The sequence below is a fragment of the Polaromonas sp. CT11-55 genome, assembly GCF_047303325.1.
In the GTDB taxonomy this organism is placed as follows: Bacteria; Pseudomonadota; Gammaproteobacteria; order Burkholderiales; family Burkholderiaceae_C; genus Polaromonas.
The window spans coordinates 41,173-60,622 of record NZ_JBKBEX010000029.1; the positions used below are offsets into that span (position 1 = coordinate 41,173).

The window sequence follows — 19,450 nt, forward strand, 5'->3', positions numbered from 1 at the left end:
CGCCTATTTATTGCCTTCCGAGGCCCACCAGGTGCTCATCGCCCAGGTGTCTGCTTCGTAATACGGCGGGATGACGGGGGGCAGCACAAAAGGGCGTGGCCGGTAGCCGATGAGGAATGCGTCGCCATAGTACTGCGGCACCGAGTAATAACCGTGGGTCAGCACCCGGTCCAGCGCACGCATGGCCGCCCCCAGTTCGGGCCGGGTCCTGGCCGTGACCACTTTTTGCAGCAGCGCATCAACGGCCGGATCCGCAATGCCCCAGATGTTGGATGAGCCCGGTGTTTTGGCCGCGGCAGAACCCCAACGGTCCAGCAACTCGCCGCCTGGGGCTGTGCTACCGGGCAAGCGAGCCGTGGTGATGTCAAAGTCAAAGGCATCCATCTTCTGCTTGGACAGCGAGAAGTCCACCACCCGGTAGGTCATGGTGATTCCGAGCTTTTCCAGCGACTTCTGAAAGGGCCCGACAATACGGACCAAGCCCGGCTGGTCGTTGAGAAACTCCATAACGAAGGCCTCACCCTTGGCGTTGCGCAGGGCGCCATCGCGGTAGGTCCAGCCGGCCTCCTTCAGCAAGGCCTGGGCCTGGCGCAGATTTTCTCGCAGACTGCCGGGCGGCGCTGTGCTGGGCGACACTGGAACCTCACCAAACACCTCCGGCCGGAGTTTGCTGCGCAGAGGCTCCAGCAAGGCCAGTTCATCGGGCTTGGGCAGGCCCTCGGCGTGGAATTCGCTGTTCGGGAAATAGCCGTTCACCCGCTTGTAGATGCCGTAAAACAGCTGGCGGTTCATCCACTCGAAATCCATCGCGAGGCCGATGGCCTTGCGCACCCGAATGTCCTGGAACTGAGGTCTGCGCAGATTGAAGATGTAGCCCTGAAAATCACCCGGGTTCTTGTTTTCAAAGGCCCGCTTGACCAGATCGCCGGAGGTGAACTGCTTGCCGGTGTACTGCCTTGCCCAGTTACGCGAAATGAATTCGCGCAAAAAATCGAACTCACCGGCCTTCAGGCCTTCGAATCTAGAGGTCTCGTCGAGGTATATCTTGTAGGTGACGCGGTCAAAATTGAAGAATCCCTTGCGCGTGGGCAAGTCAACGGCCCAGTAATTCGGGTCGCGCACGTAGGTGATGTCACGACCCATGGCCAGCGAGGCCAGCTTGTACGGACCAGAGCCAATGGGCGGCTCGGACACGATCTGGTCAAGGGGCTTGCGCTTGCCATCGACTACGCCCCAGTCGCGGCTGAAGACCGGCATGCCGCCAACCACCAGCGGCAGCTCGGGGTTGGGCGTGGCAAAGTCAAAGCGCACCACCCTTTCGGACACAACCACGGCGCCCTTGACCTCGGCGTAAATGGTCTTGAACTGCGGTGCGGCTTCCTTGCTGATCAGCGTCTTGAAGGAATGCACCACGTCGGCAGCCAGCACCGGCTTGCCATTGTGGAACCGCGCTTTCTCGTTCAGACGGAAGGTCGCAGAAAGCTTGTCCGCCGCCACCTCGACATCTTCGGCCAGCAAGCCGTAGGCTGTGGTGGGCTCTTCAGAATTGCCCGTCAGCAGGCTTTCCAGCAACAGGCCACCGATGTTGTAGGGAGCGGTGCCACGAAGGGTTAGAGGGTTGAATTTGTCGAAATTGGTCGGCCGCGTGGGGGGCACCATACGGATTTCACCACCCTTGGGTGCATTCGGGTTAACGTAGCTGAAGTTGGTAAAGCCCGGTGGATACTTGATGTCGCCGAACTGAGCATAGGCATGGGCCGCCCGGCACGCAGGGGCAGCGCACGCCAACAGGGCAAGCAGCAAGGCCCGCAAAAAAGACAAATCCCGCATGCGACAATTCTGCACTACTTAGGTCGGCAAATTTCCAGCGCGCATATCTCGCGCCCCTTGCCGGCATATCTTCCGCACATTTACTGGAGCACCTGCATGGCGACACACACCGGATTCCTCACTGGCAAAAAACTGTTGATCACGGGCGTGCTGTCCAACCGCTCCATCGCCTACGGCATCGCCAAGGCCTGCCACGCGCAGGGCGCCGAACTGGCTTTCAGCTACGTCGGAGAGCGCTTCAAGGACCGGATCACGGAATTCGCCGCCGACTTCGATTCGAAACTGATTTTTGACTGTGACGTGGGCGACGACGCGCAGATCGCCAAGCTGTTCGCCGACCTGTCGCAGACCTGGCCGACGTTTGACGGCTTTGTGCACAGCATAGGCTATGCGCCGCGCGAGGCGATTGCCGGCGACTTCCTCGACGGCCTGTCGCGCGAGGGCTTCAAGATCGCCCACGACATCAGCGCCTACAGCTTCCCGGCCATGGCCAAGGCCGCCCTGCCCTACTTGAACCCGAAATCGGCGTTGCTCACGCTGACCTACCTGGGCGCGGTGCGCACCGTGCCCAACTACAACACCATGGGCCTGGCCAAGGCCAGCCTGGAAGCCTCGGTGCGCTACCTGGCCGAATCGCTGGGCCCCAAGGGGATGCGCGTCAACGGCATCAGCGCCGGCCCCATCAAGACCCTGGCCGCCAGCGGCATCAAGGGCTTCGGCAAGATTCTGAGCGTGGTCGCCGAGGCATCCCCGATTCGCCGCAACGTGACGATTGAAGACGTGGGCAATGTGGCGGCTTTCCTGCTGAGCGACCTGGCCGGCGGCGTGAGCGCCGAGATCACCTATGTCGACGGCGGCTTCAGCCACGTCGTGGGTGGCATCGCCGAACCGGCCGAAGCGGCCTGAATCAAGGCTGGCGCCAGTAGTCGTAGCTCCAGACGGTCTCAAAACCCGCACGCCGGTATAGCGCCAGCGCCGAGGTGTTGACGTCTTCCACCTGCAAAAACGCCCGCGCGATGCCGCGCTGTTCGGCCACGGCGGCAATGCCGGCCAGCACCCGCCCGGCCAGTCCCCTGCCCCTGAAGGCCTGGTCGGTGCGCATGCCGTGCACGCTGGACCACCCATGGCTAAAGGCGCCGGCGCCCGCCGCCACGGTTTTGCCGTTTTCGCGCACGCTGGCATAAACCGACCCGCGGGCGCGGCTCAGGGCCTTGACGCGGCTTGCGCCGTCCACCGGGTCAAAACCTTCGGCCAGGAACAGCGCGGCCCAGGCCGCATCGGGCACATCGGCGGTCTCGGCCGGCGCTGCCGTGCTGGTAGCGCGCATGGCCCGCACCGGCGCCACCTGAACCAGCACCGGCTTTCCCGATTGGTAGCCGCGCCGCGCCAGCTCCTGCCGCAGGTCGTCGAAGCAGGCTTCATTGGCCAGGCGGAACACCGTGCGCAGGCCGCGCGCCCGGTAGCGCGCCTCGACCTGGTCGACCATGCCCTCGGCCGCCGGTACGTGGCGCAGCGGCACGGCGCTGCGGGCCCGGCTGACCGTGCCGCTGTCAAAGGGCAGCAGCCAGTCCTGGAATTCCTCGACGGCTTCGGGAGACACCGCGGCCAGGGTGGCCCGCTCTATGGATTCGATATCGCTGGAGGTCATGGTGGGTCGGGGTGAAAGTCACGGGAACAAAGCCCGCGCATGAGCGGCTTTGAGTGGGTGATTATCGTAGGCGCTAAGCAGCCCGCCCATTGAAATGCTGGACGGGGATGGCGGCAAGGTCCAGGTCCTGCACACAGCGCAGGTTAACGGCGGCCATGCGCTTGCCGTCCGGGGCCGTGCCCTCGCCATAGGGGTGGATGCCGCAGGTGGGGCAAAACCGGTGCTGGATGAGGTGCTTGTTGAACAAATAGGTACTGGCGTTCTCGTCGGGCGTGAGGAGGCGCAACTGCTCGCGCGGAACAAACCAGAGCAGCGAGCCTTTGCGCGAGCACATGGAGCAGTTGCACGCCAGCGCGCTGGCGGGCTCGCCCTCAACCTCAAAAGCAATCTTTCCACAGTGGCAACTTCCTTGGTGGCTCATGTTTTGCATCCTTTTTTCTCAATGATTTGCGGGGCAAGCAGGCGCATGTGGCGCGCCCTCGACAGTTTCCTCGAGCAAGGCTTGCCGCACCCGGCATGGGACTATAGACTGTACATTCATACAGCCAAAAGTCAAAGAAACATGGCACCGCACCAAGCACCAACACCCTCTTCCCGCACTTCAGCCTCCATGTCGGTTTTTCGACTCAAAGCCCTCCACCTCCTGCTGGTCGTCGCGGGCCTGCTCACGCCCACCCTGCCCAGTGCGGCCTTTGCCGCCACAGCTGCACCCGAAGCGCCGCAGCTCATGCTGGCCAAAGCCTACCGCCCGGGCATCCCGCTGGCCGACTACTGGGTCAGCGAAAAATACGACGGCATACGCGGCTACTGGGACGGCGAGAAACTGCTGACCCGCAACGGGGAACGCATAACGGCGCCGAGCTGGTTCACGGCAGGCTGGCCCAAGGTGCCGCTGGACGGCGAGTTGTGGGCGGGCCACGGGCAGTTCGCCCGCGCGATGTCCACGGTGCGCCAGCAAAGCCCGGATGCGGCGGCCTGGCGGGCCATGCGTTTCATGGTGTTCGACTTGCCCGCGCAGGGTGGCCGCTTCAGCGAGCGCATCCCGGCCCTGAACGGCGTGGTGAGCCGCATCGACCAGCCCTGGGTGCAGGCGGTGGCCCAGTCCAAGGTCGCCAGCCATGCGGCCCTGCAGGCGCTGCTCGCCACCACCGTCAAGCACGGCGGCGAAGGCCTGATGCTGCACCGCGGGGCCTCGCTCTACAAAGGCCAGCGCAGCGACGACCTGCTCAAGGCCAAACCGCACGAGGATGACGAAGCCCGCGTGGTGGCGCACATTCCCGGCCGCGGCAAATATGCGGGCATGGTGGGCGCGCTGCTGGTGGAGATGCCCGCTGCGGACGGCAAGCCCGGCCGGCGCTTCAAGCTGGGCAGCGGCTTGAGCGACGAGCTGCGCCAGAACCCGCCACCCGTGGGCAGTACCGTAAGCTACCGTTTCCGCGGCCTGAATGACAGCGGCATCCCGCGTTTTGCCAGTTTCATGCGGGTACGGGACGCTGCCGTTTAAAGCGGCCGAGGCTGCTGGGCCTGTTTACTTCTTGACGCAGTCCGCGTAGTAGCGGGTCTTGCCCTTGGCATCGACCTCTTCCACCAGGCCGTGGATGTCGGTCTCGAAACCCGGGCACTGCGCGTTGAATTCGCGCGAGAACTTCAGGTAGTCCACGATGCGCTTGTTGAACACCTCGCCCGGAATCAGCAGCGGAATTCCCGGAGGGTAAGGCGTCACCAGGCCAACGGTGATGCGGCCTTCCAGGTGGTCGATCTCGACGCGCTCCGTCGTGCGGTGGGCGATGTGGGCATAGGCGTCGCTGGGCTTCATGGCGGGCGCCAGGTCGCTCAGGTAAACCTCGGTCGTCAGCCGCGCGATGTCGTACTTGGCGTACAAGGTGTGGATGTGCTGGCACAGGTCGGCCAGGCCCATGCGCTCGTACTTGGGGTACTTCTGGCAGAACTCGGGCAGGATGCGCCACATCGGCTGGTTCTTGTCGTAGTCGTCCTTGAACTGCTGCAGCGCCGTCAGCAGCGTGTTCCAGCGGCCTTTGGTGATGCCGATGGTGAACATGATGAAGAAGCTGTAGAGGCCGGTTTTTTCGACGATCACGCCGTGTTCGGCCAGGAACTTGGTCACGATGCTGGCCGGGATGCCGGTTTTCGCGAACTTGCCGTTCAGGTCCAGGCCGGGCGTGACGATGGTGGACTTGATCGGGTCCAGCATGTTGAAGCCGGTGGCCATCTGGCCGAAGCCATGCCAGTTGTTGGCGCCGTTTTTCGCCATCTTGGCGCTGCGGGATTCGCCCTTGATGATCCAGTCTTGGGCCTCGCCGATCCCCTCTTCGACCAGCTTGTCCGGCCCCCAGACCTTGAACCACCAGTCGTCGCCGTACTCCTCGTCGATCTTGCGCATGGCACGGCGAAAGTCCAGTGACTCGGCGATGCTCTCCTCAACCAGCGCGGTGCCGCCGGGCGGCTCCATCATGGCCGCGGCCACGTCGCAGCTGGCGATGATGCTGTACTGCGGCGAGGTGGAGGTGTGCATCAGGTAGGCCTCGTTGAAGAGGTGCCTGTCGAGCTTCACGTCCTGCGAATCCTGCACCAGCACGTGGCTGGCCTGGCTGATGCCGGCCAGCAACTTGTGGATGGACTGCGTGGCGTACACAACGGCGTTTTTCGGCCGCACGCGGTTTTTGCCCATGGCGTGGTAAGCGCCATAAAAGGGGTGGAAAGCGGCGTGCGGCAACCAGGCTTCGTCGAAATGCAGGTTGTCGATGTAGCCGTCCAGCATGCCCTTGATGGTCTCGGTGTTGTAGAGCACGCCGTCATAGGTCGACTGCGTCAGCGTCAGCACGCGCGGCCTGACCTTGCTGCTGTCCACGCCCTTGAGCAGCGGGTTGGCGTCTATCTTGGCCCGTATGGCGTCCGGCTCGAATTCGCTCTGCGGAATCGGGCCGATGATGCCGAAATGGTTGCGCGTCGGCTTCAGGAACACGGGGATCGCCCCGGTCATGATGATGGAGTGCAGGATGGACTTGTGGCAGTTGCGGTCGACCACCACCACGTCGCCGGGCGCCACCGTGTGGTGCCAGACCATTTTGTTGCTGGTGGAGGTGCCGTTGGTCACAAAGAAGCAGTGGTCGGCGTTGAAAATGCGCGCCGCGTTGCGCTCGCTGGCGCCTATCGCGCCGTCGTGGTCCAGCAGCTGGCCGAGTTCTTCCACCGCGTTGCAAACGTCGGCGCGCAGCATGTTTTCGCCGAAAAACTGGTGGAACATCTGCCCGACCGGGCTTTTGAGGAAAGCCACGCCCCCGGAATGGCCGGGACAGTGCCAGGAATAGGAGCCATCCTCGGCGTAGTCCAGCAGAGCCTTGAAAAACGGCGGCTGCACGCCTTCCAGGTAGCTCTTGGCCTCGCGCAGGATGTGGCGCGCGACGAACTCGGGCGTGTCCTCGAACATGTGGATGAAGCCGTGCAGCTCGCGCAGGATGTCGTTGGGAATGTGGCGCGAGGTCTTGGTCTCGCCATAGACGTAAATCGGCACGTCCAGGTTCTTGCGGCGCACCTCCTCGATGAAGGTGCGCAGGTTCAGCACGGCGGGATCGAGGTCGGGGCCCGGCGAGAACTCCTCGTCGTCAATCGACAGGATAAAGGCGCTGGCCCGGCTTTGCTGCTGGGCGAACTGCGAGAGGTCGCCGTAACTGGTGACGCCCAGCACCTCGAAGCCTTCGCTCTCGATGGCCTGCGCCAGCGCGCGGATACCCAGGCCGGAGGTGTTTTCGGAACGGAAATCTTCGTCAATGATGACGATGGGAAAGCGGAATTTCATGGCGGGGAGAGCAGTTCAAGGGTGCCCTGAACCTGTCGGAGGGCATGGGGAACGCTCAAAAGGCATAGACAGGTTGAGCCCGAGCGGCGGGAGGGAAGCTTTTTCCAAGCAGCGAAGTGTAAGGACATATTGTTGCGCTACGCTTGTCTTGGGGTCTAATTGCCCCAAAATGTAGCGGATGACCGACAAAAGGAGGAAGCATGAGTGAATCGACGATCTGGTGGCTGCTGGCCGGCGTTGCGGTTGCGGTGGAACTGGCGACGGGAACGTTTTACCTGCTGATGGTGGCCATAGGGCTGGCGGCCGCGGCCGTTTCCGCCCACCTGGGCGCCTCAACGTCCGTGCAGCTCATCACCGCGGCCGTGGTGGGTTCGGCCACCGTCGGCATTGCCCATCTTGTCCGGAGCCGGGGCCCCGAAGCCCTGCCGCCCGGGACCAATCCGGACGTCAATATGGATATCGGCGAAACCGTGCAGGTCGACGACTGGCAAGCTGACGGCACGGCGCTGGTGCGCTACCGCGGCGCGCAATGGGCGGTCGTGCAGGCGGCTGGCTCAGTGCCCTCCGCGGGCCTGCACCGTATCCGGGAAGTCATTGGCAGCAAACTGGTCGTAGAAAAAATCTGAGGGAATCACCATGTCGTCTTATGTAGCACTTGTCGTTTTTATCGTCGCGATGATCTTTGTCATCCGCGCCATCAAGGTTGTGCCCCAGCAAAATGCCTGGGTCAAGGAGCGCCTCGGGAAATATGCGGGAACCCTGACCCCCGGCCTGAACTGGCTGATTCCCTTTGTCGACCGCGTCGCCTACAAGCACAGCCTCAAGGAAATCCCGCTGGACGTGCCCAGCCAGGTCTGCATCACGCGCGACAACACCCAGCTGCAGGTGGATGGCATCCTGTACTTCCAGGTGACCGACCCGATGCGCGCCAGCTACGGCTCGTCCAACTACATCGTGGCCGTCACGCAGCTGGCCCAGACCTCGCTGCGCTCCGTCATCGGCAAGCTGGAGCTCGACAAAACCTTTGAGGAGCGCGACATCATCAACGCGCAGGTCGTTGCTGCCATTGATGAAGCAGCGCTGAACTGGGGCGTGAAAGTCCTGCGCTATGAAATCAAGGACTTGACGCCGCCCAAGGAAATCCTGCACGCCATGCAGTCGCAGATCACCGCCGAGCGGGAAAAACGCGCGCTGATCGCGGCGTCGGAAGGCCGCCGCCAGGAACAGATCAACATCGCCACCGGTGAGCGCGAGGCTTTTATCGCCCGCTCCGAAGGCGAAAAACTGGCCGCCATCAACAACGCCCAGGGCGAAGCGGCGGCCATCATGGCCGTTGCCGACGCCAATGCCAAGGCCATCGAGATGGTGGCGGCCGCCATTCGCCAGCCCGGCGGCGAGCAGGCCGTGCAGCTCAAGGTCGCCCAGCAGGCGGTGGACGCCTATTCCAAGGTCGCCAAGGACGCCACCACCACGCTGATCGTGCCCAGCAACATGACCGAGGTCGGCGCCCTGATCGGCTCGGCCATGAAAATGGTGCAGGCCAACAAGGCCTGACACAGGCCTGCCGGAGACACACGCCATGACCGAAAAAAACGTCCTGGGCACGGACCTGGTGCCCTGCTCCTACGACCCGCTCACCGGCTATTTCCGCGACGGCTGCTGCAACACGGACGCCTCGGACCTCGGCTCCCACCTTGTCTGCGTGCGGGTGACCGCCGAATTCCTGGCGTTTTCTGCCTTGCGCGGCAATGACCTGAGCACACCACGGCCGGCCCATCGTTTTGCCGGGCTCAAGCCGGGTGACCGCTGGTGCCTGTGCGCCAATCGCTGGCGGGAGGCACTGGAGGCCGGCCAGGCGCCGCCCGTCGTGCTGGAATCCACCCACAGCAAGGCGCTGGAATTCGTGACCATGGCCCAGCTGGAAAAGCATCGCTTCCAGGGTGCCGTCCATTAGAACTCGCATTTGTAGCGCGTTTTTCAGCCTGGCAGGCCGAGGCACTGCTATAATCAAAGGCTTCGCGGAAGGGTGGATGAGTGGTTTAAGTCACACGCCTGGAAAGCGTGCGTAGGGTTAAACCTACCGCGGGTTCGAATCCCGCCTCTTCCGCCAGTGAATCAATGAAAACGGGGCCTTGCGCCCCGTTTTTCATTTGGCTTCGCCAGATACCGGCTCAGCCGCGGAGCCCGGGTCTATTCCGGTTTTGGCTCCGCGCCGCTTTCGGCAACCTGCTTGAGCTTTTCCATTTCCGACTGCATGTGCTGCAGGAATGCGGCAAAACCCTCACGGCCAAGACGCTGGATCGCCTCGTCCACTTCCTGCTGGCTGGTGGGACGCGGATACGCCATCCCATCGATTTCGCACACTGAAGCGGCGGGATACACAAAACCCATCATGTAAGGCAGGTTGGCCGCCTCGGTGCCGAACATACGGGTGAGCTGGCTCTCGTAGAGGATGTCGAGAGGCTTGATTTTCAGTTTGCGCCCCAGGATGTCGGTGAGTACCACGACCTCGTCGGCCGCGGTGCCCATGACGCTGGATGCGGCCTGGTTTTCCAGGTGTGCTTGCGGTTTAGCCATTTTTATGTCTCCAGGAAGAATGTTGACCCAATGAAAGCGTGTCAGGCGGGTCGCCACCGGCTCTTTCCTGCCGGAAGTTCAACAACCTGCCTGGGAACATTCTGGGCGGGCAAGCGCAAGCAACTTGGGGACATTGTCTTTTGGCGAACAATGTTTCGACGATTCCCGCCCCGCCTGCAGCGGCGGGGAGCACAGAAAATGGGCAAAAAAAAGCCACCTTGCGGTGGCTTTTTTTGTTCGCGGTGAACGATCAGTTCAGAGCGGACTTCTTGCCGTCCTTGTAGACGTACAGGGTGATGGCGGGGTTCTTCAGTTCGCCATTGGGTTCAAAAGAGATCGTGGTGGTCACGCCCTTGAAGTTGGTCTTGATCAGCTCAGGGGTGTAAACCTTTGGATCCCAGGAACCGGCGCGCTTCATGGCGTCAACCAGGACGAAAGTCGCGTCATAGGTGTACGGGCTGTAAACCTGGAACTGGTTGGGGTACTTGGCGTCGTAACGCTTTTTCCAGGCTTCGCCGCCAGGCATTTTTGCCAGGGAAGCGCCGCCTTCAGCGCAGACCACGTTGCCGATGGTCTTGGCGCCGGCTGCCAGCTTGGCCAGTTCGGCCGTGCAGATGCCGTCACCGCCGAAGTACTTGACGTTGCTCATGCCAAGCTGTTCCATCTGGCGCAGCATGGGGCCGCCTTGTGGGTCCATGCCGCCGAAGAAGATGGCGTCAGGAGCCTTGGCCTTGACCGCGGTCAGGATGGCCATGAAGTCGGTGGCTTTGTCGGTCGTGAACTGCTCGTCAACGACGGTCATGCCTTTTGCCAGGGCCGTCTTCTTGAACACTTCAGCAACGCCTTGGCCGTAAGCCGTACGGTCGTCGATGATGGCGACTTTCTTGAGTTTCAGTGCGTCGGCAGCATAGAAAGCCAAGCCAGCGCCCAGGGCGTTGTCGTTGGCAATGATGCGGTAGGTGGTTTTGTAGCCTGGCTTGGTCAGGTTGGGGTTGGTTGCAGCGCCCGTGACGTGGGGAATGCCGCAGTCGTTGTAGACCTTGGACGCGGGAATCGTCGTGCCGGAATTCAGGTGGCCGACCACGCCAGCGACTTTGGAGTCGCACAGTTTTTGTGCGGCTGCGGTGCCCTGTTTTGGATCAGCAGCATCATCTTCAGCAACAATTTCAAACTTGACCTTTTTGCCGCCGATGACCACGTTTTGCGCGTTCAGGTCTTCGATGGCCATGCGCACGCCGTTCTCATTGTCTTTGCCGTAATGGGCCTGCGAGCCGGACAGCGGCGCCACGTGACCGATTTTGACGACTGCGTCTTGGGCAGAAGCAAAACCTGCCACCGCAGCGAGGGCGGCCACTACTGTCAGTTTTAATTTCATTTGCATAAAAAACACTCCGATTAGGAAATTACCGTTAAAGGTTGAGAACGAATTTTTTTACTCAACGGGGCCGAACATAACGCAATTTCCGGGCCCGCACCATAGCAACGTCCCTAGGTTAAATTCTGATAAGGGGGTTTACCCGGGGAGCAGGCCGGCTTATGTGAGAGGGTGTTTCAACAGCGCCCGCGATGGTGCCGCACGTACAAAACACGCGGGCCCAAACAGTCACCAGGGCGACCTATCTGCCGGCCGTCGGCGGCGTGGTTTCATTCGCAAAAGCCTGGCTCACGGACTGGCGAACGACGTCCTCGATTTCCTCGCGAAGGCGCGGCGCCAGGCTTTGCGTTTGCTCAAGGATGAGCTGGCCCACCACCTCGCGCAAACGCCGATCCAGCATCAGGTCCACACGCTGCAACACGCGCTGCACCATCTGTTCCTGCAGGTCCGGCGAAGCCGCCAGGGTGGCAGGCGGTGCCGGCGAGGCGCCTGCCGCTACGGCCGGGCCTGGAGCCGGCATGGGCGCGGCGACGGGCCGCACGACTTCCGTCAACGTCGGCACAAAGCGCGGCGGCGCGGGCGGCGGACGGTTCATGCACCCTCCCCGGCCGTGGCCAGGTCATGCCGTTTCATCGCATACCCCCTGTCGGTGTAATGCTTCCAGCGGCTTCGCGCGGCGAGGCGGTCTTCATCCTCACGCGCCACCACTTCGATAAAACGTTCAAAGCGCTCGAACTCGGACGGAATGCCCTGCCCCAGGTTGACCAGCACGCCGTAATGCGGGCAGTCCAGCAGCGATTCCGCCAGCACCACGGGCGAGGCCGCGAGGGTGGTTTGCGCCGAACCGGCCCGGCAGTGCGGCACAAACTCGGCCGGCGAAAAACCCCACATCAGCTGGTCCAACTCGGCCAGCATCGCAGGCTCGCCCGTCACCATCACGCTCGCGCCGCTGAGGTAAGCCTTTCGTAGCAACCGGCAGCTGTAGGCCAGCTTGTCGGGCACGTTGAAGTGAAAAGCGATTTCGGTCATGCCCGTGTTTTGGTGGCGGCCTTGGGTTTACCCGATACCTTGGGTTTGGCGGGCGCCTTGGCCGCAGCCGCCTGGCCGAGCAGGTAGTCCAGCAGCAGCGGCACCGGCCGGCCGGTGGCTCCCTTCGCGGCGCCGCCTTTCCAGGCGGTGCCGGCGATGTCCAGGTGCGCCCAGGGGAAGCTGGCCGCAAAGCGCTGGAGGAACTTGGCGGCCGTGATCGCGCCGCCGGCCCTGCCGGCCACATTGGCGACGTCGGCAAAATTGGTCTTCAGGCCTTCGGCGTAGTCCTCGTCCAGCGGCATCCGCCAGCACAGATCCATGGACGACTCACCGGCCTGCGCCAGCGCCTCGGCCAGGGCATCGTCGGTGGAAAACAACCCGCTGCGCACGCCGCCCAGCGCAATCACGCAGGCGCCGGTCAGCGTGGCGATGTCGACTACCGCCCTGGGCTTGAAGCGCTCGGCGTAAGTCAGGGCGTCGCAGAGCACCAGACGGCCCTCGGCGTCGGTGTTCAGGATTTCGATGGTCTGGCCGCTCATGCTGGTGACCACGTCGCCCGGCTTGATGGCGCGGCCGCCCGGCATGTTTTCGCAGGCCGGGATCAGGCCCACCACATTGAGCGCCGGTTGCAATTCGGCCAGTGCCCGGAAGGTGCCCAGCACGCTCGCGGCGCCGCACATGTCGAACTTCATTTCGTCCATCTCGGCGGCGGGTTTGATGGAAATGCCGCCGGTGTCAAAAGTAATGCCTTTGCCGACCAGTACCACAGGCGCCGCGGACTTGGCCGCGCCGTCGTAGCGCAGCACGATGAAGCGCAGCGGCTCGGCAGTGCCCTGGGCCACGGCCATGAAGGAGCCCATGCCCAGTTTGGCGACCTCTTTGGGGCCCAGCACCTCGACCTTGATGTTGCGCAGCTTGCCCAGCTCCCTGGCGGCGCCGGCCAGCAAGGTTGGCGTGGCGTGGTTGGAAGGCCGGTTGGCCCATTCCTTGGCGAACTCCAGGCCTTTGACCAGCGCCACGCCCTTGTCCAGCCCGGCCTTGGCCGCCTTGGCGTTCGCGGCGTCGCCCACGGCCAGCAGCACGCGCTGCAGCTTCGAAGGGCTGGCCTTGGATTTGGTGGTGGTGTAGACGTAAGCCGCCTCGCTGCAGGCCGTCACGGCGGCGCGCACGGCCTCCGCCTGCAGCCCGTCCAGCAAATCCAGGCACAGCACCAGGCGTTGCGCGTTGCCGTTCTTCACGGCGCCCAGGGCCGCGGTTACGGCCGTGCGGATATTTTTGGGACTGGCATCGCCCACCCCCGCCAGCACCAGGCGCGTGGCGGCAATGCCGGGCGCGCGATAGGCGGCCAGCAGCTTGCCCGGCTTGGCTTCGAAGTCCCCGGACTTGATGGCCAGCGCCGTGAGCGCCGAAAGCGGGTCGCTGCCGGCCTCCCGGCCCTGGGGGACCAGCACAAGCAGTGCGTCGGTTTTTTCACTGCAAATGCGGGCGCGAGTCAGTGTTTTGAGTTCAAAGTCCATAATTCAGGGTCTGGTGGGTAAACCAAAGTAAAACAAAAAATAAAACAAACGCAGATATTTCAGTCAATGTTATTCCAATCTTCGATTCGCAAAGAGCTGGCGCGCAGTTTCGGGGCCACGCTGGTGGTGCTGGTCACCATCGTGATGACCATTGTGCTGATCCGCACGCTGGGCCAGGCCTCGCGCGGTTTCATCAATCCGCAGGACGTCATGCTCTTCATGGCCTACTCCGCCCTGGGCCGCCTGCCGACCATTCTCACGCTGTCGCTCTTCATTGCCATGGTCAGCACCCTGTCGCGCATGTACCGCGACAGCGAAATGGTGGTGTGGTTCACCAGCGGCCAAGGCCTGGCCGGCTTTTTGCGGCCGCTGTTTCGCTTCGCCTGGCCGGTGCTGCTGGTGATCACGCTGATGGCGCTGTTCGTCTGGCCCTGGACCAACCAGCAGACCAAGGACATGCAAAGCCGCTATGAGCAGCGCGGCGACATCGACCGCATCGCCCCCGGCCAGTTCCAGGAATCCTCCAGCGGCAACCGGGTGTTCTTCATAGACCGCGAGCTGGCGGGCGCGCGGGCCAGCAACAATGTGTTCATCGCCGCCACGGAAAAAGGCAAGAGCTCCATCACCACCGCGCGTTCCGGCCGCATCGAAGTATTGAACGACGCCCAGTTCCTCATGCTCGAAAACGGCCAGCGCCTGGAAAACGTGATCGGCCAGCCGGCGCTCAAGATCAGCGATTTCGAGGAATACGGCACCAAGACCGGCGACTCCAATCCGCTCACTGAAAATGTGCCCGAAGCCAAGCTGCTGTCCACCCGCTCGCTCATCAAGGCGCCCACGCGCGGCAACCTCAGCGAACTGGCCTGGCGCATCGGGCTGGCGCTGGCGTCCATCAACTTCGTCGTGCTGGCCGTGGCCCTGGCCAGCGTGAACCCGCGCGGCGGACGCAGCGGCAACATGATTTTTGTGCTGCTGACCTTCGTGGTCTACAACAACCTGGTCAATCTCGGGCAAAGCTGGATTTTTGTGGGCCTCATCAGCTTCAACAACTTTCTGCTGGCCCTGCACGGCGGCGTGCTGCTGCTGGGTCTGATCTGGCTGTCCAAGCGGCAATTCAACTGGGTGCTCAGGCCCGCCCGGCCCCTCAAGCGGGCCCCCATCGCCGTGCGCAACACCGAAAGCCAGCAGCCATGAAAACCATCCGCCGCCTGATTTACGGGGAAGTGCTCGCAGCCATCGCCCTGGTAGCCCTGGGCTTCCTGGCCCTGTTTTTCTTCTTCGACCTGGTCGACGAGCTGCAGTACCTCGGCAAAAGCAATGGCATCAACGCCGGCGAGATCTACCAGATCCGCCATGCGCTGCTGTATGTGGGCCTGCTGGTGCCCAACCATCTTTACGAGCTGCTGCCCATTTCGGTGCTGATAGGCACGATTTTCGTCATGGCGCGGCTGGCCCAGAGCTCGGAATACACCATCCTGCGCACCAGCGGCCTGGGCCCGTGGCGCGCGCTCAAGCTGCTGCTGGTCCTGGGCGCGCTGTTTGTGGTGTTCAGCTTCGTGGTGGGCGACTACGTGGCGCCGGCCAGCGAGCGGGCCGCGCAACTGCTCAAGGCGCGCTACCAGAGCAAGATAACCATAGGCCAGACCGGCGCCTGGCTCAAGGAAAAGCAGGCCTATAACACCTATGTGGTCAATGTGAAGGCCCTCACCCCCGACAACGAAATGCAGGGCGTGCAGGTGTTCGAGTTCAACAACAAGGGCCTGATCGTCTCCACCACCCAGGCGCCGCTGGCGACCTTTGCCGCCGGCGATGCCTGGCAACTGCAGCAGGCCACGCGCGCGGAGTTCGAGGTCAGCGGAGCCCCCACCGCCGCCCGGCCCCAGGAAAGCGCAAAGGTCACCCGCATGGTGCTGCAAAACTTCCGCTGGCCCACCGAAATCAGCGCCGAAATGGTCTCGGTGGCGCTGCTCAAGCCCGAGCGCATGGGCACCATAGACCTCTTCAACTACGTGCGCCACCTGGACGCCAACGGCCAGACCGCCCAGCGCTATGAAATCGAATTCTGGAAAAAGGTGTTTTATCCGCTCAGCTGCCTGGTCATGGTGATCCTTGCTCTGCCCTTCGCCTACCTGCACTTCCGCTCCGGGGGCATTGCGGGTTATGTGTTTGCCGGGGTCATGATAGGCATCAGCTTCTTCCTGCTCAACAACGTCTTCGGCTACATCGGCAACCTGCGCAACTGGATGCCCTGGCTGGCGGCCGCCACGCCCGGCATGCTTTACATGGCCGTCTCGCTGGGCGCTTTCGGCTGGCTGGTGCTGCGGCGCTAGGCACATACACGAATGGCCATGGCAACCACGGCAGCACAGCCCCGCGGCATCATCCTGTTGGCCCACGGCTCGCGCGACCCGCTGTGGCGCGCGCCCATAGAGGCCGTGGCCGCGCAGGTGCGTGCCAGCGCGCCCGGCACCCCGGTGCTCTGCGCCTACCTGGAGCTTTGCCCCCCCCCCCAGCCCCCAGCCCCCGCGGGGCGTGGCGCCCGCGGGGCGCCGGCCCACCGGGGGTTTGGGCTGGTGTTGGGCGTGGGGAAACCATCCCCCCCGGGCAAGACGCCGCGGGTGGCACACATACAGCCCGCCCCCCCCCCCCGCCCGAAGCCGCGGCTGAGCTTGCCGCCGGCGGTGCGCAGGCCATCCGGGTGTTTCCGCTGTTCTTCGGCGTGGGCAAGCATGCCCGCGAGGACTTGCCGCGGCTGGTCGCACAGATCCAGGCCGACCACCCCGGCCTCGCCGTGGAGCTGTTGCCGACCGCAGGCGAGTATCCCGAACTCATGGCCTTGATGGCCAGCATCGCGCTCGCTTGAGGCCTCCGGCGTGGCGGCCGCAAGCTGTTGACCGCCGTCGGCCGCCGCTTTAGCGCAATACGGGCATAATAAAGTGAATAATTAGCCTGAATTCGATATGAACCTTCACCAATTCCGCTTTGTCCAGGAGGCCATACGGCGCAACCTGAACCTCACCGAAACCGCCAAGGCCCTGCACACCTCGCAGCCCGGCGTTTCCAAGGCCATCATCGAACTTGAGGAAGAACTGGGTGTGGAAATCTTCGCGCGGCACGGCAAGCGCCTCAAGCGCGTTACCGAGCCCGGCGAGCATGTGCTTAAAAGCATTGAACTCATCATGCGCGAGGTTGGCAACCTGCGCCGCATCGGCGAGCAGTTCTCGGCCCAGGACAGCGGCACGCTGTCCATCGCCACCACGCACACTCAGGCCCGCTATGTGCTGCCGCAGCCGGTGGCCAAGCTGCGCGAGGCATTCCCCAAGGTCAACGTCAGCCTGCACCAGGGCTCGCCCGACCAGGTGGCGCGCATGGTGCTCGACGAAGTCGCCGAAATCGGCATCGCCACCGAGTCGCTGACGCAGTACGACGACCTCGTTACCCTGCCCTGCTACGAATGGCAGCACATGCTGGTGATCCCGGTGGATCACCCGCTGGCCAAAAAAGAAAACATCTCGCTGGAAGACCTGGCCGAAGAACCGTTGATTACCTACCACCCGTCCTTCACCGGCCGCACCAAGATAGACTTGGCTTTTGCCGCCAAGCGCCTGCAGCCGCGCATCGCGCTGGAGGCCATAGACTCCGACGTGATCAAGACCTATGTGCGCCTGGGCCTGGGCGTGGGCATCGTGGCCGAAATGGCCATCAAGGAAGACGGCACCAACAGCGACCTGATCGCCATCCCGGCCGGCCCGCTGTTCGGCATCAATGTGGCCCGCGTGGCCTTCAAGCGCAGCGCCTACCTGCGCAACTTTGTCTACAAATTTGCCGAATTGCTCAGCGACAAGCTGGACCGCGCCCTGATCACCAAGGCCATGGCCGGCCGCGTCAACGACTACGAGATTTGATCCACCCCGCAGCCATGAGCACCATCCTCGAACGCACCCCCACGCTAACCACCAAACTGCCCGCCGTCGGCACCACGATTTTCACGGTCATGTCCACCTTGGCCGCTGAAAAAGGCGCGGTCAACCTGGGCCAGGGTTTCCCTGATTTTGAATGCGACCCGCAGCTGGTCAATGCCGTCACCGACGCCATGACCCGGGGCCTGAACCAGTACCCGCCCATGACGGGCGTGCCGGTGCTGCGCGAAGCCATCTCGGCCAAGGTGGCCAAGCTCTACGGACACCGCTACGACGCCAACAGCGAGATCACCATCACGGCAGGCGCGACGCAGGCCATCATCACCATCATCCTGGCGGTGGTGCATCCCGGCGATGAAGTCATCGTGCTCGAGCCCTGCTACGACAGCTATGTGCCCAATATCGAGCTGGCCGGCGGCAAGGTGGTGCGCGTCCCGCTGACGCCCGGCACCTTCCGCCCCGACTTCGGCAAGATCGCCGCGGCCATCACGCCGCGCACGCGCGCCATCATCGTCAACTCGCCGCACAACCCCAGCGCCACGGTCTGGAGCGAAGCCGACATGCTCGCGCTGCAGGAGCTGCTGGCGCCCACCGACGTGCTGCTCATCAGCGACGAGGTCTACGAACACATGGTGTTCGACGCGGCCCAGGGCCGCATCCACCAGAGCGCGGCGTGCTTCCCGGGCCTGGCCGCGCGCGCGTTTATCGTGAGCAGCTTCGGCAAGACCTACCATGTCACCGGATGGAAGGTCGGCTATGTGGCCGCGCCCGCCGCGCTGACGGCCGAATTCCGCAAGGTCCACCAGTTCAACGTCTTCACCGTCAACACGCCTGTGCAGTACGGCCTTGCCGCCTACATGGCCGACGAGCAGCCCTACCTGGGCTTGCCGGCCTTCTACCAACGCAAGCGCGACCTGTTCCGGGAGGGCCTGGCCAAAACCCGCTTCAAGCTGCTGCCCAGCGAAGGCAGCTACTTCCAGTGCGTGGACATCTCCGAGGTCAGCGACCTCGATGAAGCCGAATTCTGCAAATGGCTGACCACCGAAATCGGCGTCGCGGCCATTCCGCTGTCGGCTTTCTACGGCAACGGCTTCGACCAGCGTGTGGTGCGCTTTTGCTTCGCCAAGAAGGATGAGACCCTGAACACGGCGCTGCAACGCCTGGCCAAGCTGTAGGCCAAGGCTGTCAGCGTTGACCGACGGTTGGACAGGTCCCTCTCCTGCTTGATCGTGCCCGGGCCCAGGCAAGAATCAAGGCACATAACAAGGAGTGCTTTCATGTCCCTATCCCTCATCCTGCTGATTGTCTTGATTCTGATCCTGGTAGGTGCCCTGCCCACCTGGGGCCATAGCCGCAGCTGGGGCTACGGGCCCAGCGGCGGTATCGGCCTCGTGGTGCTGATCCTCGTGATCCTGCTGCTGATGGGTCGCATCTAGCACCCAGTTCGCACCCTACGCTGGTGATTCACCAGGAGAAATGGCCTTGCAATGCAAGGCCATTTTTTTGTGCGTTAGATGCGTTAGAAGAAGCCGGGCTTAACTGTTCAGTTGCTGCCACGCTTTTTAGCTGCGGCATAACAAGCCTTCGGCAGTTGTTAGCCTTCGCTGAAAAGCGTAGCGTCAACTGTTCAGCTGCTGCCACGCTTTTTAGCTGCGGCATGACAAGCCTTCGGCAGTTGTTAGCCTTCGCTGAAAAGCGTAGCGTCAACTGTTCAGCTGCTGCCACGCTTTTTAGCTG

The 19,450-nt window shown here is 63.0% G+C and carries 21 protein-coding genes, 1 tRNA gene and 1 pseudogene; 13 read left to right on the top strand and 10 right to left on the bottom strand.

What is annotated here, in order from left to right; translation table 11 throughout:
- Positions 1-3 precede the first annotated feature (3 nt).
- On the bottom strand, positions 4-1,830 hold the full coding sequence (locus ACEN8I_RS20830) for an extracellular solute-binding protein (protein ID WP_413330532.1): 1,827 nt from the start codon (positions 1,828-1,830) through the stop codon (positions 4-6).
- 96 nt (positions 1,831-1,926) lie between these two features.
- On the opposite strand from ACEN8I_RS20830, the gene fabI reads away from it, so the two are divergent.
- The gene (gene fabI / locus ACEN8I_RS20835; RefSeq protein WP_413330533.1) at positions 1,927-2,736 is read left to right on the top strand and encodes an enoyl-ACP reductase FabI; all 810 of its coding nucleotides are present in this window, start codon (positions 1,927-1,929) and stop codon (positions 2,734-2,736) included.
- Between the two features lies 1 nt (position 2,737).
- Here fabI and ACEN8I_RS20840 read toward each other — a convergent pair whose 3' ends face one another.
- The gene (locus ACEN8I_RS20840) at positions 2,738-3,478 is read right to left on the bottom strand and encodes a GNAT family N-acetyltransferase (RefSeq protein WP_413330534.1); all 741 of its coding nucleotides are present in this window, start codon (positions 3,476-3,478) and stop codon (positions 2,738-2,740) included.
- A 73-nt stretch (positions 3,479-3,551) separates the two neighbouring features.
- On the bottom strand, positions 3,552-3,899 hold the full coding sequence (locus ACEN8I_RS20845) for a GFA family protein (protein ID WP_413330535.1): 348 nt from the start codon (positions 3,897-3,899) through the stop codon (positions 3,552-3,554).
- 189 nt (positions 3,900-4,088) lie between these two features.
- Here ACEN8I_RS20845 and ACEN8I_RS20850 point away from each other — a divergent pair, with 189 nt between their 5' ends.
- Positions 4,089-4,982, top strand: coding sequence for a DNA ligase (locus ACEN8I_RS20850; RefSeq protein WP_413330536.1), 894 nt, complete (start codon positions 4,089-4,091; stop codon positions 4,980-4,982).
- A 24-nt stretch (positions 4,983-5,006) separates the two neighbouring features.
- Here ACEN8I_RS20850 and ACEN8I_RS20855 read toward each other — a convergent pair whose 3' ends face one another.
- The gene (locus tag ACEN8I_RS20855) at positions 5,007-7,295 is read right to left on the bottom strand and encodes an Orn/Lys/Arg decarboxylase N-terminal domain-containing protein (RefSeq protein WP_413330537.1); all 2,289 of its coding nucleotides are present in this window, start codon (positions 7,293-7,295) and stop codon (positions 5,007-5,009) included.
- A 200-nt stretch (positions 7,296-7,495) separates the two neighbouring features.
- On the opposite strand from ACEN8I_RS20855, the gene ACEN8I_RS20860 reads away from it, so the two are divergent.
- The 4 genes from ACEN8I_RS20860 to ACEN8I_RS20875 all read left to right on the top strand — a co-directional run bounded on the left by ACEN8I_RS20860 (position 7,496) and on the right by ACEN8I_RS20875 (position 9,405).
- Complete coding sequence (locus ACEN8I_RS20860; protein WP_413330538.1) at positions 7,496-7,921, top strand: NfeD family protein; 426 nt, start codon at positions 7,496-7,498, stop codon at positions 7,919-7,921.
- 10 nt (positions 7,922-7,931) lie between these two features.
- Positions 7,932-8,849, top strand: a complete 918-nt coding sequence (locus ACEN8I_RS20865; RefSeq protein ID WP_413330539.1) for an SPFH domain-containing protein — start codon at positions 7,932-7,934, stop codon at positions 8,847-8,849.
- A gap of 25 nt (positions 8,850-8,874) precedes the next feature.
- Entirely contained in the window at positions 8,875-9,249 is a 375-nt protein-coding gene (locus ACEN8I_RS20870) for a DUF2237 family protein (protein WP_413330540.1), read from the top strand.
- A 66-nt stretch (positions 9,250-9,315) separates the two neighbouring features.
- A tRNA-Ser gene (locus tag ACEN8I_RS20875) sits at positions 9,316-9,405 on the top strand.
- An 80-nt stretch (positions 9,406-9,485) separates the two neighbouring features.
- Here ACEN8I_RS20875 and ACEN8I_RS20880 read toward each other — a convergent pair.
- The 5 genes from ACEN8I_RS20880 to ACEN8I_RS20900 form a co-directional block, all read right to left on the bottom strand.
- Positions 9,486-9,929 carry a hypothetical protein gene (locus tag ACEN8I_RS20880; RefSeq protein ID WP_413330541.1) on the bottom strand — a complete coding sequence of 148 codons (444 nt, stop codon included), beginning with the start codon at positions 9,927-9,929 and terminating at the stop codon, positions 9,486-9,488.
- A 193-nt stretch (positions 9,930-10,122) separates the two neighbouring features.
- Positions 10,123-11,253, bottom strand: coding sequence for a branched-chain amino acid ABC transporter substrate-binding protein (locus ACEN8I_RS20885; RefSeq protein ID WP_074575116.1), 1,131 nt, complete (start codon positions 11,251-11,253; stop codon positions 10,123-10,125).
- Positions 11,254-11,488: 235 nt separating this feature from the next.
- Positions 11,489-11,842 (bottom strand): hypothetical protein, encoded by a 354-nt coding sequence (locus tag ACEN8I_RS20890; protein WP_413330542.1) that lies wholly within the window; start codon positions 11,840-11,842, stop codon positions 11,489-11,491.
- The gene (locus tag ACEN8I_RS20895) at positions 11,839-12,276 is read right to left on the bottom strand and encodes a DNA polymerase III subunit chi (RefSeq protein ID WP_413330543.1); all 438 of its coding nucleotides are present in this window, start codon (positions 12,274-12,276) and stop codon (positions 11,839-11,841) included. The genes ACEN8I_RS20890 and ACEN8I_RS20895 overlap by 4 nt, the downstream gene beginning before the upstream one ends.
- Entirely contained in the window at positions 12,273-13,793 is a 1,521-nt protein-coding gene (locus ACEN8I_RS20900; protein ID WP_413330544.1) for a leucyl aminopeptidase, read from the bottom strand. Before ACEN8I_RS20900 ends, ACEN8I_RS20895 begins: the two co-directional genes overlap by 4 nt.
- Positions 13,794-13,859: 66 nt before the next feature.
- Between ACEN8I_RS20900 and lptF the strand changes: the two genes are divergently transcribed.
- The 7 genes and pseudogenes from lptF (at position 13,860) to ACEN8I_RS20935 (ending at position 19,149) form a co-directional block, all read left to right on the top strand.
- Positions 13,860-14,987, top strand: a complete 1,128-nt coding sequence (gene lptF / locus ACEN8I_RS20905) for an LPS export ABC transporter permease LptF (protein WP_413330545.1) — start codon at positions 13,860-13,862, stop codon at positions 14,985-14,987.
- Positions 14,984-16,123 (top strand): LPS export ABC transporter permease LptG, encoded by a 1,140-nt coding sequence (gene lptG / locus ACEN8I_RS20910; RefSeq protein ID WP_413330546.1) that lies wholly within the window; start codon positions 14,984-14,986, stop codon positions 16,121-16,123. The genes lptF and lptG overlap by 4 nt, the downstream gene beginning before the upstream one ends.
- Positions 16,124-16,135: 12 nt before the next feature.
- Positions 16,136-16,291, top strand: a pseudogene (locus ACEN8I_RS20915) (sirohydrochlorin chelatase); the annotation flags it as partial.
- Entirely contained in the window at positions 16,291-16,656 is a 366-nt protein-coding gene (locus ACEN8I_RS20920) for a sirohydrochlorin chelatase (protein ID WP_413330547.1), read from the top strand. The pseudogene ACEN8I_RS20915 and the gene ACEN8I_RS20920, both read left to right, overlap by 1 nt.
- 97 nt (positions 16,657-16,753) lie before the next feature.
- On the top strand, positions 16,754-17,698 hold the full coding sequence (locus ACEN8I_RS20925; protein WP_074574459.1) for a CysB family HTH-type transcriptional regulator: 945 nt from the start codon (positions 16,754-16,756) through the stop codon (positions 17,696-17,698).
- Positions 17,699-17,712: 14 nt separating this feature from the next.
- Positions 17,713-18,888, top strand: coding sequence for a pyridoxal phosphate-dependent aminotransferase (locus ACEN8I_RS20930; protein ID WP_413330548.1), 1,176 nt, complete (start codon positions 17,713-17,715; stop codon positions 18,886-18,888).
- A 102-nt stretch (positions 18,889-18,990) separates the two neighbouring features.
- Positions 18,991-19,149 (top strand): DUF3309 family protein, encoded by a 159-nt coding sequence (locus tag ACEN8I_RS20935; protein ID WP_007856361.1) that lies wholly within the window; start codon positions 18,991-18,993, stop codon positions 19,147-19,149.
- A 28-nt stretch (positions 19,150-19,177) separates the two neighbouring features.
- Here the strand turns inward: ACEN8I_RS20935 and ACEN8I_RS20940 are convergent.
- Positions 19,178-19,450: hypothetical protein (locus ACEN8I_RS20940; protein WP_413330549.1), on the bottom strand; the 273-nt coding region annotated here is incomplete at its 5' end.

What these genes read in the sequence shown, in the direction of transcription:
- ACEN8I_RS20865 (WP_413330539.1), top strand. Translation starts at nt 7,932, where the DNA reads ATGTCGTCTTATGTAGCACTTGTCGTTTTTATCGTCGCGATGATCTTT.
- ACEN8I_RS20890 (WP_413330542.1), bottom strand. Translation starts at nt 11,842, where the DNA reads ATGAACCGTCCGCCGCCCGCGCCGCCGCGCTTTGTGCCGACGTTGACG.
- ACEN8I_RS20840 (WP_413330534.1), bottom strand. Translation starts at nt 3,478, where the DNA reads ATGACCTCCAGCGATATCGAATCCATAGAGCGGGCCACCCTGGCCGCG.
- ACEN8I_RS20930 (WP_413330548.1), top strand. Translation starts at nt 17,713, where the DNA reads ATGAGCACCATCCTCGAACGCACCCCCACGCTAACCACCAAACTGCCC.
- ACEN8I_RS20870 (WP_413330540.1), top strand. Translation starts at nt 8,875, where the DNA reads ATGACCGAAAAAAACGTCCTGGGCACGGACCTGGTGCCCTGCTCCTAC.
- ACEN8I_RS20925 (WP_074574459.1), top strand. Translation starts at nt 16,754, where the DNA reads ATGAACCTTCACCAATTCCGCTTTGTCCAGGAGGCCATACGGCGCAAC.
- ACEN8I_RS20885 (WP_074575116.1), bottom strand. Translation starts at nt 11,253, where the DNA reads ATGCAAATGAAATTAAAACTGACAGTAGTGGCCGCCCTCGCTGCGGTG.
- fabI (WP_413330533.1), top strand. Translation starts at nt 1,927, where the DNA reads ATGGCGACACACACCGGATTCCTCACTGGCAAAAAACTGTTGATCACG.
- lptF (WP_413330545.1), top strand. Translation starts at nt 13,860, where the DNA reads ATGTTATTCCAATCTTCGATTCGCAAAGAGCTGGCGCGCAGTTTCGGG.
- ACEN8I_RS20895 (WP_413330543.1), bottom strand. Translation starts at nt 12,276, where the DNA reads ATGACCGAAATCGCTTTTCACTTCAACGTGCCCGACAAGCTGGCCTAC.
- ACEN8I_RS20935 (WP_007856361.1), top strand. Translation starts at nt 18,991, where the DNA reads ATGTCCCTATCCCTCATCCTGCTGATTGTCTTGATTCTGATCCTGGTA.
- ACEN8I_RS20845 (WP_413330535.1), bottom strand. Translation starts at nt 3,899, where the DNA reads ATGAGCCACCAAGGAAGTTGCCACTGTGGAAAGATTGCTTTTGAGGTT.
- ACEN8I_RS20855 (WP_413330537.1), bottom strand. Translation starts at nt 7,295, where the DNA reads ATGAAATTCCGCTTTCCCATCGTCATCATTGACGAAGATTTCCGTTCC.
- lptG (WP_413330546.1), top strand. Translation starts at nt 14,984, where the DNA reads ATGAAAACCATCCGCCGCCTGATTTACGGGGAAGTGCTCGCAGCCATC.
- ACEN8I_RS20900 (WP_413330544.1), bottom strand. Translation starts at nt 13,793, where the DNA reads ATGGACTTTGAACTCAAAACACTGACTCGCGCCCGCATTTGCAGTGAA.
- ACEN8I_RS20830 (WP_413330532.1), bottom strand. Translation starts at nt 1,830, where the DNA reads ATGCGGGATTTGTCTTTTTTGCGGGCCTTGCTGCTTGCCCTGTTGGCG.
- ACEN8I_RS20850 (WP_413330536.1), top strand. Translation starts at nt 4,089, where the DNA reads ATGTCGGTTTTTCGACTCAAAGCCCTCCACCTCCTGCTGGTCGTCGCG.
- ACEN8I_RS20860 (WP_413330538.1), top strand. Translation starts at nt 7,496, where the DNA reads ATGAGTGAATCGACGATCTGGTGGCTGCTGGCCGGCGTTGCGGTTGCG.